The sequence below is a fragment of the Streptomyces sp. NPDC054813 genome, from assembly GCF_053611365.1.
Map to the genome: position 1 here is coordinate 197,442 of NZ_JBSHAF010000004.1, position 13,177 is coordinate 210,618.

The following is a 13,177-nucleotide window of genomic DNA, read 5'->3' on the forward strand; positions in this document are numbered from 1 at the left end:
GAGGAACGGCAACGGGGGTTGCGGGGTTATGGCGGGGTACCGACCGGCGGACTGGCATCCACTCGACCTCGACAAGGACCCCACCCCCGGGGACCCGCAGCGCGTCCGCACCCTCGCCGCCCAGCTCCACGGTTTCGCCGACGACGTCTCCGACGCACTGCGTCTGGTCAAGGGCATGGCCGGCGAGGACACCCTTCTCCAGTGGGCGGGCAAGTCCGCGGACGTCTTCAAGGAGCAGTTCAAGGACGTCCCGAAGAACCTGAAGAAGCTGAAGAAGTCGTACGAGATGTGCGGCGACGCCCTCGCGGACTACTGGCCGAAGCTGGAGCGGGCGCAGGCCCTGGCCGACAAGGCGCTCGCCAAGGCGAAGGAAGCGCAGTCCGACCTGAGCTCGGCCAAGTCCCATCTGTCGTCCGCCGATTCGTGGGTCACCCGGGCCGGCAAGGAAGCCGACAAGTACAAGGACGACCCCACCGGCAGCAAATCCACCGCCGACAAGCCGGACGAGGCGAAGGTGCGCGCCGCCACCCGGGACGTGCAGAGCGCCAAGTCCGCGCACACCAAGGCGCAGTCGGACGTCACCAGCGCGCAGAACGCCCTCGACGCGGCGAAGAAGATGGCCGAGGACGCCCGGAAGATGCGGGACGACGCGGCGGGTGAGGCGAAGCGGAAGATCGACGAGGCCTCCGACGCGGGGATCCCGAACCGGCACTGGTGGCAGGACGTCGGCCACTGGTTCGAGGACAACTGGGACACCATCGTCACCGTCTGCAAGGTCGTCGTCGCGGTCGTCGGGATCATCGCGATGATCATCGGCGGGCCCATCCTCGGCGCGATCGTCCTCGTCGCCGCCCTCGTCGTCCTCGCCGACACGCTCTACAAATACTCCAAAGGCCAAGCCTCCCTATGGGATGTGGCGTTCGCCGCGCTGGACTGCATACCCGGCGGCAAGGGCATCACCAGCCTCGGCAAACTCGCCAAGGGCCTCAAGGAGATGAAGAACCTCCGCGGCGGCATGAAGGCCATGAGCCTGGCCGTGAAGGGCGTGGGCAAGAACGCCCGCGGCATGCTGGAGGACGGTGCCAAGGGCGCCTTCAACCGGCTGAAGAGCAGGGTCAAGGGGTGCGGCGACCCCGTCGACGTCGCTACCGGCCACACCTTTCTGGCCGAGACGGACGTCATCCTTCAGGGGACACTGCCACTGGTCTTCACCCGCCGAGTGTCATCCGGACATCGCACGGGATGGTGGTTCGGCTCCTCCTGGGCATCGACGGTCGACCAGCGGCTGGAGATCGACGAGCAAGGCATCGTCTTCGTCAGCGACGACGGACTGCTTCTCGCATACCCCCATCCCGAGAGCCCGGGCGACGGCGTTCGTCCCCATGCCGGTCCGTGCTGGCCCCTGACCCGGCTGGACGACGGCGGCTACCGGGTCGACGACCCGGTCAACGGTCTGAGCCGGCACTTCGCGCCACCCGATCACGGCGTCGCCGTCCCGACGCTCATGTCCGACCGCAACCACAACACCATCGCCTTCGAGTTCGACGCCGCCGGCACACCCCTGGCGATCCGGCACTCGGCCGGCTACCACCTCACCCTGACCGTCGGCGAAGGACGCGTCACGGCGCTGAACCTGGCCCAGGCCGGCGAAGGTGGCGCGGACCTGACGCTCAAGCGGTTCGGCTATACGGACGGTGCCCTCACCTCGGTGACCGACTCGTCCGGCGCGACAACGGAATTCGCCTATGACGAGCGCCTTCGCCCGGCGGCGTGGCGCGACTCCAACGGCAGCCGCTACACCTACACCTACGACGAGCACGATCGCTGCATCGCCCAGGGCGGGGAGGACGGCCACCTCTCCAACACCTTCTCGTACGACGGAACGGACCCCGCCTGGCCCGGACGCAGGGTCACCGAGGTCACGTCGGCCGAGGGTGCCGTCTCCCGTTACGTGATCGACGACGCGTGCCTGGTGGTCGCCGAGGTCGACGCCCTGGGCGGTACGACACGTACCGAGTACGACAGCCGGCAGTTCCTGGTGTCGGCGACGGATCAGCTGGGACGCACCACACGCATCGCCAACAACGAGCTGGGCCTGCCCGTCGCCGTGACCCGCCCCGACGGCAGCGTCGTCCGGGCCGCCTACAACGATCTCCAGCTGGCCACGGTCGTCGAGCTGCCGGACGGCGCCTCGTGGCGCTACGCATACGATGAACGGGGCAACTGCACGGCGATCGTCGATCCGACGGGCGCCGTCGACCGAGCCGTCTACACGAGCACGGGACACCTCGCCGCGATCGTCGACGCCCTCGGGCACACGACCACGGTCCAGTGCGATCCCGCGGGGCTGCCCCTGCGGATCACGGATGCCGTCGGGTCCGAGGTGGTCTGGACACGCGATGCCATGGGGCGGCCCGTGGAGATCGTCGACGAGGCGGGGCACTCCACCCGCCTCATCTGGTCCGCGGAAGGCCGGCTGCTCCGGCGGGCCGCTGCGGACGGCGCGGCCGAGACCTGGACCTACGACGGTGAGGGCAACTGCACCTCGCACACGGATCGGTCGGGGCACCTCTCGCGCTTCGAGTACACGCAGTTCGACCTGCTCAGGGCACGCGTCGCTCCCGACGGCACCCGGCACGAGTTCGCCTACGACTCCTCGCTGCGCCTCACCAGGGTCGTCAACCCCCTGGGTATGGCGTGGAGTTACGCGTACGACCCGGCAGGCCGCCTCGTGTCGGAGACGGACTTCGACGGCCGCACGGTGGCGTACACGCACGACGCCACGGGGCAACTCGGCTCACGCACCGACGCCATGGGCGAGACGGTGACGTTCGAGCGCGATGTGCTCGGCCGGATCGTCCGCAAGGATGCCGCCGGGGCTGTCACCGAGTTCGGCTACGACGCCTCCGGTCGCCTCGTCCACGCCACGAGCCCGCAGTCGACGATGACCGTCGAGCGCGACCCTCTCGGTCGGCCGCTCGCCGAGACCGTCGACGGACGCGTCCTCACCTTCACCTACGACGCCGCAGGACACCGGGTCGGCCGTACCACCCCCAGCGGTGCGGTGAGCACCCGCGCTCATGACGCCGCGGGCCGTCTGGTCAGGCTGATCACGTCCGGCAGGGTGATCGACTTCGAGCGTTCCGCGACGGGCCGGGAGACGGCCAGACGTTTCGGAGACCACGTCACGCTGGCCCACGCCTTCGACGAACTGGGCCGCCTCGTGGCGCAGTCGGTGACCACGGCGGACGGTACGCCGGTCCAGCAGCGGGCCTACACGTATCGCGCCGACGGCAACCTGGTGGGTGTGCGGGACAGCGGCTCCGGTACGCGCACCATGGAGCTGGACGCGCTGGGCCGGGTGACCACCGTCCGGGCCCACGACTGGTCGGAGGCGTACGCGTACGACGCGGCGGGCAACCAGACCCATGCCGAGTGGCCGGGATCCCCCGCGAGCCCGGACGCCGCCGGGCCCCGCAGTTACGCAGGTACAGCCATCGTGGGAGCCGGCCGGTACCGGTACGGGCACGACGCACGGGGCCGGGTCGTCTCCCGGCAGCGGACCCGGCTGTCCCACAAGCCGAGCACCTGGCGCTACGTCTGGGACGTCGAGGACCGCCTCACGGCCGTCGTCACGCCGGACGGCACCAGGTGGCGCTACCGGTACGACCCGCTCGGCCGCAGAACCGCCAAGCAACGCCTCGGCCCGGACGGCGAGACGGTGGTGGAGGAGACCGTCTTCACCTGGGACGGCAGTGCCCTGTGCGAGCAGACGACCGCTGAACCGGACGTTCCGCATCAGGTGACGCTCACCTGGGATCATCAGCGGCTCCATCCCGTCGCGCAGACCGAGCGGATCTCCGCGACGGACGCGCCTCAGAACGAGATCGACTCCCGCTTCTTCTCGATCGTCACCGACCTGGTCGGCACGCCCACCGAGCTCGTCGACGAGACCGGCGAGATCGGCTGGCAGGCACGCAGAACCGTCTGGGGTACGACGGCCTGGGCCACCGGCAGTGCGACGTACACTCCGCTCCGTTTTCCGGGGCAGTACTTCGACCCGGAATCCGGACTTCACTACAACTACTTCCGCCATTACGACCCGGAGACCGGTCGCTATCTCACCGCGGATCCCCTCGGCCTCGCTCCCGCCCCCAACCCGCTGGCCTACGTCACCAACCCCGACGTCTGGAGCGACCATCTGGGCCTCTCGCCGGAGGAATGCACACAGTCCATCTTCAAGGCGCCGGGGCGGAAGCTGGGCGAGCAACAGGAGAAATACGGGTACCGGGAGGCCGACTTCCCCGGCGATCCGGACGCTCCCGACTACATCTACCCCAACGGTAGAGTGTACTTCGCGAAGGAGCGGCACATTGCCGAGAAATATGCGAAATCCTATGGCGAGGGCGTCATAGAGATCAAGATTCCGAAATCCGAGTACGCCGCCAAGTACGAGAAGTACGAGCGGAACTACGAAGGCGGCCCGGAAAAGGAGTTGGAGATCCCGAACAATGTCGTCGAAGATCTGAATCAATATCCGAGGGTGCGGCACAAGTGAGCGGCGAGGAAATGTGGGAAGCGGCGAAGCGGCGGTACCCCCTGGGGAGCGCCGCTCGGGGCAGGGTGAAGGACCGGTTTCCGTTCGGGGTGTTCCTCGAACTCGACGACGCCCCGGGGGTCAACGGATTCATCGACCTCCTGTCGTACAACCCCGACGGCACGATCAACGACCCGGAAGCTCCGCCCGTGCCGCTCCCCGAGGCCGGGGAGACCGTGGAGGGGACCGTCGCCATGCACGTGGACCGCGACCGGCAGATCCGGATCCGAGTCGGCGCCCCCTTCTGGGAAACGTGATCGGGCCCAGTTCAGCCGACGCAGTTGCCTGGGATCCCGGTGCCGGTCCTTCGCCGCCTTGACGCGGAGGTCGAGGCGGCATCGACATGCGGCTTCCGCCGCGCGGCCGGCGTGCCCAGGAAAACCTCGATCCGCCTGCCGCCCCGAAGCCGACCCCGCACGCCCCTCAGAACCCCAGCCGCCGCAGCTGCTTCGGGTCGCGCTGCCAGTCCTTCGCCACCTTCACGTGCAGGTCGAGGAAGACGGGTGTGCCGAGCAGCGCCTCGATCTGCTTGCGTGACTTGATGCCGACCTCCTTCAGCCGGGTGCCCTTGGGGCCGATGACGATGCCCTTCTGACTGGGGCGTTCGATGAACAGGTTGGCGTGGATGTCCAGGAGGGGCTTGTCGGCGGGGCGGTCCGGGCGGGGGAGCATCTCCTCGACCACGACGGCGATGGAGTGCGGCAGTTCGTCGCGGACGCCCTCCAGGGCCGCCTCACGGATCAGTTCCGCGATCATGACCTGCTCGGGCTCGTCCGTGAGGTCGCCCTCGGGGTAGAGGGCCGGGCCCTCGGGGAGGAGCGGGACGAGGAGGTCGGCCAGCAGGTTCACCTGCTTGTCACCGACCGCCGACACCGGCACGATCTCCGCCCACTCGAAGCCCAGTTCCTTGCCCATCTGGTCGATGGCGATCAGCTGCTCGGCGAGGGTCTTGGAGTCGACCAGGTCGGTCTTGGTGACGATCGCGATCTTCGGGGTCTTGCGGATCCCGGCCAGCTCCTTGGCGATGAAGCGGTCACCGGGGCCGATCTTCTCGTTCGCCGGCAGGCAGAAGCCGATCACGTCGACCTCGGCCCAGGTGGTGCGGACCACGTCGTTGAGGCGCTCGCCGAGCAGCGTGCGCGGCTTGTGCAGGCCCGGGGTGTCGACCAGGATCAGCTGCGCGTCCGGCCGGTGCACGATGCCGCGTACCGTGTGCCGCGTGGTCTGCGGCTGGTTCGCGGTGATCGCCACCTTCTGCCCGACCAGAGCGTTCGTGAGGGTGGACTTGCCCGCGTTGGGGCGCCCGACGAAACAGGCGAAGCCCGCCCGGTGGGCGGCCTCCGACGATTCCGACGGCTCGGTTGACTGGCTGCGAACGCTCATGGCCCCCATTCTCCCTGATCCACGACGCCCCGCCGCACCGTGAGATTTCGGTAACCCAGAGGCAATGAAACGTCACGGAAACACATCCGTACGCGGCCGGAAACGCGTTCCGGTGAATCTCTGACGAGCCCCCACGACGTTGGAGACGCCCGTGATCACCGCCGCCGCGCACGCCGACACCGGCGACACCGCCTGGCTGCTCGCCGCCACCGCCCTGGTCCTGCTGATGACCCCGGGCCTGGCCCTGTTCTACGGCGGCATGGTCCGCACGAAGAGCGTCCTCAACATGCTGATGATGAGCTTCGTGTCGATCGCGCTGGTGACGGTGGTGTGGCTGGCGGGCGGGTACTCGCTGGCCTTCGGGGAGGATGCCGGGGCGGGGCTCATCGGCGGGCTACGGCACGCCGGGATGCACGGGCTCGGACCGGACAGCGTGCAGGGCACGGTCCCCACCCTCCTCTTCGCCACCTTCCAGCTCACTTTCGCGATCGTCACGGCCGCGCTGATCAGCGGCGCGGTCGCGGACCGGGCGAGGTTCGGGGCATGGCTGGTGTTCGTGCCGGTGTGGGCGCTGCTGGTATACGTTCCGGTGGCGCACTGGGTGTGGGGCCCGGGTGGCTGGATCCTGCACCACCTCGGCGCCCTGGACTTCGCCGGCGGCCTCCCTGTCGAGATCACCTCCGGCGCGTCCGGCCTGGCCCTGTGCCTGGTCCTCGGCCCGCGGCTCGGCTTCAAGAAGGACGCGATGCGCCCGCACAACCTCCCGATGGTGATCCTGGGCGCCGGTCTGCTCTGGTTCGGCTGGTTCGGCTTCAACGCGGGCAGCGCGCTCGGCGCCAACGGTCTCGCGGCCGCCGCCTTCCTCAACACCATGGCCGCCGGCTGCACGGGCCTGCTGGGCTGGCTCTTCGTCGAGCAGAAGCGGGACGGCCACCCGACCACCCTGGGCGCGGCCTCCGGCGCCGTCGCCGGCCTGGTCGCGATCACCCCGTCCTGCGGCTCGGTCTCGCTGCTCGGCGCGCTGGTCGTCGGCCTCGCCGCGGGCGTGGTCTGCTCGTACGCGGTCTCCTGGAAGTTCCGGCTGAACTACGACGACTCGCTCGACGTCGTCGGCGTTCACCTGGTCGGCGGAGTCATCGGGACCCTCCTCATCGGCCTGTTCGCGGAGAGGGCCATGACCGGCGGCGCCGAGGGCCTCTTCTACGGCGGCGGGCTCGCCCAGCTCGGCAGGCAGGCGGTAGCGGTGGTGGCCGTGGCGGCGTACGCCTTCACCGTGACGTACGGCCTCGGCAAGCTGCTGGACAGGACGCTGGGCTTCCGGGCGAGCGAGGAGCAGGAGCACACCGGCCTGGACCTTACGGTGCACGCCGAGACGGCTTACGATCACGGAGTCCTGGGCCACGGCGCCCCGGTCAGCGCGTCCGTCCTCCCCTCCGCCCAGAAGGTCAAGACCCGCCCATGAAGCTCGTCACCGCGATCGTCAAGCCCTACCGTCTCGAGGCGGTGAAGACCGCTCTTCAGGAGATCGGGGTGCACGGCCTGACCGTGACCGAGGCCAGCGGGTACGGCCGGCAGCGCGGCCACACCGAGGTGTACCGCGGTGCCGAGTACCAGGTCGACCTGGTCCCGAAGGTCCGGATCGAGGTCGTCGTCGAGGACGCCCATTCCGAGCCGGCGATCGAGGCGATCGTCAAGGCCGCGCGGACGGGGAAGATCGGGGACGGGAAGGTGTGGGCACTGCCGGTGGAGACGGTCGTACGGGTGCGGACGGGCGAGCGCGGCCCCGACGCCCTCTGAGCAGCCGCGGCAGACCGCGGCCCCGGCGGGCCCGGGCGAGCAGCACGCCGCCCGCCACCCCGGCGACGAAGGCCAGCCCCACCACGAGCCACGGCAGCGCGAGGAACGACGTGCTCGCCGACTCCTTGGTGCCGGTCGCGCTGGCCGTCAACGTCACGTTGCCCCAGTCGAGTTGGGGCGCGTCCCGCCAGGGCGCGGTGAGCCGCACCCGCTCCCCCGGCAGCAGCTCGGCGGGGACGCCGGTGAGGTCGCGACTGAGCAGCGTACGACCGAAGAGCCCCTCTGCCCGCAGCCGCACCTTGGGGTTCAACGTCACGTTCCCCGTGTTGTGCAGGGTGTAGGAGACGGTGGCCGTGCTGTCGCCGAGGCCGGGCACCAGCGGCTGGTGGTGGGTGAGGTGCACATGCTCGACGGCGACGGCCGGAAGCGTCGGCCCGCTCACCCGGAGATAGACCCGGGCGCCGACGGCCCGCTGCACACCGAGCGCGAGGGAGCCGGCCCCCGGGTCGACGCGCTCGTCCAGTGCCACGATCGCCCCCGGATGGTCACCGGGTTCGGCGCCCCGGGGCACCCGCAGGGTGAAGGGAACGGTGACCGTCTTGTGCGGCTCCACGGTGACCCGCGCCTTCGCGACGCTCGCCCAGGCCCCCACCCCGCTCATCTTCTCCTTCACCGTGCGGACGGCGAACCCGCCGTCCCGCGCGGTGTTGTAGGCGTCGGCCGCGTACAGCCGGAAGGTGAGCGGTTCGCCGGTCTTGTTGGCGACGGCCACCTTGTCGGTGATCGTCTGCCCGGGGTCGAGGGAGAGATAGAAGTACGGTCGCGCCGCGATCCTGGAGGCGACCGGGTAGACGGACCAGCTGCCGTTGTCGGCGGCGTGCGCGGGAGCCGCCGTGCACAGGAGTCCGAGGAGCAGGCTCAGGAGGAGGACATACGGCTTGACGCGACGCATGGGTGCGGACCCCCGGTCGGAAGCGGGTCGGGTGACGACCGGGTCTTTCATGGAGGCCCGGTCGCCACTGGGGAGTTGGCTCAGGTGAGCGTCAGGGTCAGGACTCCGGAGTACGACCCCGGAGGCGTGAACGCCGGTACGTCCAGGGAGAGTCCGGCGCCGACGGTGAACTCACCGCCGGTGACCGTGGAGTCCGGGGTCGACGCGAGGGTCGCTCCGGAACCGCCGACGGCGCCCGCGGAACCGGCCGCACAGGTGCTCGGGCTGCCCGCCTTGGTCGCACAGGACGGGGTCCAGCTGAGCTTCCCGGCGTCGATCTTGGCGCCGGGACCGGTGAAGTCGGTGACCTTGCCGGTGAGCGACCAGCCGGCCGGACCGCCGCGGAAGTCCTTGACGGTGACGGTCTGCAGGTTGCCCGTCGACGCCCCGCCCTGACCGAAGTCGACCGCCGACAGCGCGACGGAGTCCCCGGCCTGGGACATGGACAGGGTCCCCGCCTTGACGGTGGTCGTCAGCTTCTGGCTTCCGGCCGGCACCGGCGTGGTGTCGTTGACGACGTAGGCGGCCGGACCGGCCCCCGCCGTGTCGCTCCACGCACTGCCCTCGTACGCCACGATCCCGGTCGTCGTCTTGTCGTTGACGGTGAGCGGGGCGCTGAAGGAACCGTCCGAACCCGCGGTCGCGGTGGCCGTGTCCGCGGTCTGGCTGGACCCGGACCGCCCGGCCAGCGTCACGCTCGCGCCCGGCGTGAAGTTCCGGCCGCTGACGGTCACGCTGTCACCGGGGTTCCCGGAGGCCGAACTCAGGCTGATGGCACGGTTGTTGACCGGAGTCGAGTCGGTCGCCGTGACGGTCTCCGACACCGGGGCGGGCGGGTTGGTGACCGTGCAGGGGGTGTCCAGCTCCAGGATGTAGCTGGTGTGGATGTTGTAGTCGCCGGGCGAGAGGGTGATGGCACCCGGCGAGGTGACGGTGAACGTCCCCGTCATGGAGAACGACGGGAAGGTCCCGTACCCGGGCACCGGGTCGTTCTTCTTCGGCCCGGTCACCGTGACATCCCCGCTCTGCGCCCCGCCCAGCGTGACCTTCCCGGTCGGCGTCATGATGTCGGCCGGCAGGGCGAGAGCGGTGGGGTTGTTGGCGGCGGGCGTGACCACGGTGTAGGTCACGGTGACCGTGTCGCCGACCTTGGGGGTGGTGTCGTCCACCGAGATGCTCGCGGTGGTGGTGCCGTCGATCGGCGGGAGGCCCGCGACCGCGGGCGGGATGCAGTGCGTGGCGAAGTCGACGTTCGTCCCGGCGGCACCGGCCGGACAGGCCAGCGCGCCCCCCGTCGTGACCGCGAGCGCGGTCGCCCCGAACAGTGAGATCCAGCGCCACCGTCGGGATCTTCGTGATCTTGGGGGTGAACCCATGGAAGCCCCCTCCTGAGGGTTGCGGGCGCAGCGGCTCCTCTGCGCCGACAGGGGGCCATTGATGTGGAGGGCGCGTGAGAAGTCAATGGAGATGCCGCAGAAACCTGACGGTTCATCAGCTTCTGCGGCATCCGGAACGAACCCGTCAGCGGACTCAGAAGACGAACGGGCCCGGGGACTGGGCGGCGCTGGACGTACAGGTGACGGTGACGCCGAAGATGACCATCTTCAGTGAGCCGCCGTGGAAGTCGAGGCTGTCACCGGAGGCGACGGTGCCGGGCAGCGGGCCGACGGTGACGGCACTGCCGGCCGCCATGGCCGGGTTCACGGTGCCGCTGAAGACGACGTTGCTGCCGGTGGAGTTGGCCATGGTGAGCGTGGAGGCGATGGAGTTCGCCGACAGGGCGAGCGGGGTGGTGATCGCGCTGGAGGTGAGCGTGAGGGTGGCCGAGGTACCGCTCTGGGTCGCGGTGAGGGTGGCCGCGCCGCCGCCGAAGATGCCGCAGCTGGCGGTGACGGTGGCGGTGGTCGGGGTGACGGCGGCGGCCGAGGGGGCGAAGGCCAGCGCCGTGGCGGCGAGGGCCCCCGCCGCGAGTGCCGCACCGGTGGTCAAGCGTTTCATGGAGATCGGGCTCCCTTCCCGTTGCGTGGGAATGCCATGTGGGGATGGCGACCCCGGTCCGGGTGGATGCGGACACACCGCGGGGCCGAATCTGACGCACCGTCAAAATCTGACGGCCCGTCGGAACTTACGTTCCCATTGATACGCGAGAGGCACGGACCGACAAGGTTGAAATTTGGCCGACTGTCTGCGACGCGGCGCCGAGGGAGCGGTCGGGCCGGTGGTTCGGTGCGGCTGGGTGGGGGCGGCGCCGCACCCGCCTCAAGTCAGCCAACCCCCACCCTTCCCCCGACGGAGTCAGAGAACGCCTCGCTTCTCAGCGGAGCGAGTCGGGTGGGTGGGAAAGGTCAGGCGGGGACAGTGAGCCGTACCTCTCCGTCCGGCCCCGCCAGCAGCACCGGCGTCCCCGGTCCCCCGAGATCCCGCACCGCCGCAAGGTCCTCCGCCGAAACGCCGTCGGCAACCGTCACAACCGCCGCCGCCTCCAGCGACTCCGCCCCCGACGCCACCGCCATCGCCACCGCCGTCCGCAGCGCGCTCAGCTTCAGCGAGGCCAGCTCCACCGTCCCCGCCACATACGTCCGCCCCGTCGAGTCCCGTACGGCCGCCCCTTCGGGCACCCCGTTACGGGCCCGGGCCGAACGGGCCAGGGTGACGATCTTGCGGTCCTCAGGATCAAGCGCACTGCTCTCGGTCATGCCCCGAGCATACGAACAACTTGACTGGGTCAGACACCCCGGCCGCCGCGTCACGCCCGGTCGAGCCGCAGCCGCTCCGCTCTCGGCAGGCCGGCCACGACGAGGTCGTACGAGTCCTCGATCAGCTCTTTCACCAGCCGGTCGGGGAGGTCGCCGTCCACGGTCACGGTGTTCCAGTGGCGCTTGTTCATGTGGTAGCCGGGGATGATCAGGCCCTCGTGGTCGGCGCGCAGCCGGACCGCGTCGTCGGGGTCGCACTTGAGGTTGACCTTGAGCGGGCGGGCGTCCATCCAGCTCAGCGCGAACATCTTGCCGAGGACCTTGAAGACCGAGATGTCCGGGTTGAACGGGAAGTCCTCCTCCGCCGCGTTGAAGGAGAGGCAGAAGGCGCGCAGCCGGTCGGGGGTCACTCGGGCTCGTCCTCGGGGTCGTCGGCCACCGGCACCGGCTCCACCAGCACCGTCACGATCTTGTTCCGGCGTCCGGCGGCGGCCTCCGCGGTCAGGGCCAGTTTCCGTCCGTCGGGGAGTTCGACCTGGGCGGCGGCCCCCGCGATGGGTACCCGGCCGAGCGCCTTGGCGAGCAGTCCGCCGACGGTCTCCACGTCCTCGTCGTCGTACTCCTCAAGGCCGTACAGCTCGCCGAGGTCGGTGATGTCGAGGCGGGCGGTGACCCGGTAGCGGTCGTCGCCGAGGTCGGTGACCGGCGGGAGTTCCCGGTCGTACTCGTCGGTGATCTCGCCGACGATCTCCTCCAGGATGTCCTCGATGGTGACGATCCCGGCCGTGCCGCCGTACTCGTCGATGACGACGGCGACGTGGTTGCGTTCCTTCTGCATCTCGCGCAGCAGGTCGCCGGCGTTCTTGGTGTCGGGCACGAAGAACGCGGGCCGCATGGCGGTGGAGACCAGGTCGGACTCGGCGTCCCGGCTGATGTGCGTCTTGCGGACCAGGTCCTTGAGATACACGATGCCGACCATGTCGTCCTCGCTCTCCCCGGTGACGGGGATGCGCGAGAAGCCCGAGCGCAACGCCAGCGTCAGGGCCTGGCGGATGGTCTTGTACCGCTCGATGACCACCAGGTCGGTGCGGGGCACCATGACTTCGCGGACGAGCGTGTCACCGAGTTCGAAGACCGAGTGCACCATCCGGCGCTCCTCGTCCTCGATCAGGGACTCCTTCTCCGCGAGGTCGACCAGGGCGCGCAGTTCGGCCTCGGAGGCGAACGGGCCGCGCCGGAAGCCCTTGCCCGGGGTGAGGGCGTTGCCGATGAGAATGAGGAGATACGGGATCGGGCCCATGATCCTGGCCAGCGGCAGCAGCACGTAGGCGGCGGCCGTGGCCGTGTTCAGCGGGTGCTGGCGGCCGATGGTGCGCGGGGAGACGCCGACGGCGACGTACGACACGAGCACCATCACGCCGATCGCGGCGAGCAGCGCCTCCCAGGTGGTCGGGATCTCCTGGAGGCAGGCGTAGGTGACCAGGGCCGCGGCGGCCATCTCGCAGGCGACGCGGACCAGCAGCGCCACATTGAGGTAGCGGGTGGGGTCGGCGGCGATCTGGGCGAGCTTGGCGCTGCCGCGCCGCCCGGACTTCACGGCCTCCTCGGCACGGAAGCTGGAGACGCGGGCGATACCGGCCTCGGCGCAGGCGGCCAGCCACGCCACGACGACCAGGGCGATCGCTCCGGCGACGATCTGCGGACTCATAGATG

11 protein-coding genes are annotated in these 13,177 nt (G+C 69.9%); 4 read left to right on the plus strand and 7 right to left on the minus strand.

All coding sequences use genetic code 11. The features are described from left to right. Positions 1-28 precede the first annotated feature (28 nt). Both ACWGJB_RS09415 and ACWGJB_RS09420 read left to right on the plus strand, forming a co-directional pair. Positions 29-4,558: an RHS repeat-associated core domain-containing protein gene (locus ACWGJB_RS09415; RefSeq protein ID WP_453379614.1), complete on the plus strand. Its 4,530-nt coding sequence runs from the start codon at positions 29-31 to the stop codon at positions 4,556-4,558. Beyond that, the gene (locus tag ACWGJB_RS09420) at positions 4,555-4,854 is read left to right on the plus strand and encodes a hypothetical protein (RefSeq protein ID WP_453379615.1); all 300 of its coding nucleotides are present in this window, start codon (positions 4,555-4,557) and stop codon (positions 4,852-4,854) included. The genes ACWGJB_RS09415 and ACWGJB_RS09420 overlap by 4 nt, the downstream gene beginning before the upstream one ends. Before the next feature lie 166 nt (positions 4,855-5,020). On the opposite strand, the gene era is transcribed toward ACWGJB_RS09420, so the two are convergent. Next, positions 5,021-5,989 carry a GTPase Era gene (gene era / locus ACWGJB_RS09425; RefSeq protein ID WP_453379616.1) on the minus strand — a complete coding sequence of 323 codons (969 nt, stop codon included), beginning with the start codon at positions 5,987-5,989 and terminating at the stop codon, positions 5,021-5,023. 142 nt (positions 5,990-6,131) lie between these two features. Between era and ACWGJB_RS09430 the strand changes: the two genes are divergently transcribed. Further along, positions 6,132-7,442, plus strand: coding sequence for an ammonium transporter (locus tag ACWGJB_RS09430; RefSeq protein WP_453379617.1), 1,311 nt, complete (start codon positions 6,132-6,134; stop codon positions 7,440-7,442). Next, positions 7,439-7,777, plus strand: a complete 339-nt coding sequence (locus tag ACWGJB_RS09435) for a P-II family nitrogen regulator (protein ID WP_453379618.1) — start codon at positions 7,439-7,441, stop codon at positions 7,775-7,777. Before ACWGJB_RS09430 ends, ACWGJB_RS09435 begins: the two co-directional genes overlap by 4 nt. Here the strand turns inward: ACWGJB_RS09435 and ACWGJB_RS09440 are convergent. The 6 genes from ACWGJB_RS09440 to ACWGJB_RS09465 all read right to left on the minus strand — a co-directional run bounded on the left by ACWGJB_RS09440 (position 7,671) and on the right by ACWGJB_RS09465 (position 13,172). Beyond that, positions 7,671-8,729, minus strand: coding sequence for a WxL protein peptidoglycan domain-containing protein (locus ACWGJB_RS09440; protein WP_453379619.1), 1,059 nt, complete (start codon positions 8,727-8,729; stop codon positions 7,671-7,673). The genes ACWGJB_RS09435 and ACWGJB_RS09440 overlap by 107 nt on opposite strands. 80 nt (positions 8,730-8,809) lie before the next feature. Then, complete coding sequence (locus ACWGJB_RS09445) at positions 8,810-10,144, minus strand: beta-xylosidase (protein ID WP_453379620.1); 1,335 nt, start codon at positions 10,142-10,144, stop codon at positions 8,810-8,812. Between the two features lie 154 nt (positions 10,145-10,298). Beyond that, entirely contained in the window at positions 10,299-10,766 is a 468-nt protein-coding gene (locus tag ACWGJB_RS09450; RefSeq protein WP_453379621.1) for a hypothetical protein, read from the minus strand. Between the two features lie 347 nt (positions 10,767-11,113). Further along, positions 11,114-11,464 carry a cytidine deaminase gene (locus tag ACWGJB_RS09455; RefSeq protein WP_453379622.1) on the minus strand — a complete coding sequence of 117 codons (351 nt, stop codon included), beginning with the start codon at positions 11,462-11,464 and terminating at the stop codon, positions 11,114-11,116. A 50-nt stretch (positions 11,465-11,514) separates the two neighbouring features. Then, positions 11,515-11,874 (minus strand): MmcQ/YjbR family DNA-binding protein, encoded by a 360-nt coding sequence (locus ACWGJB_RS09460; RefSeq protein WP_453379623.1) that lies wholly within the window; start codon positions 11,872-11,874, stop codon positions 11,515-11,517. Further along, positions 11,871-13,172: a hemolysin family protein gene (locus ACWGJB_RS09465; protein WP_453379624.1), complete on the minus strand. Its 1,302-nt coding sequence runs from the start codon at positions 13,170-13,172 to the stop codon at positions 11,871-11,873. Before ACWGJB_RS09465 ends, ACWGJB_RS09460 begins: the two co-directional genes overlap by 4 nt. Positions 13,173-13,177: the final 5 nt, after the last annotated feature.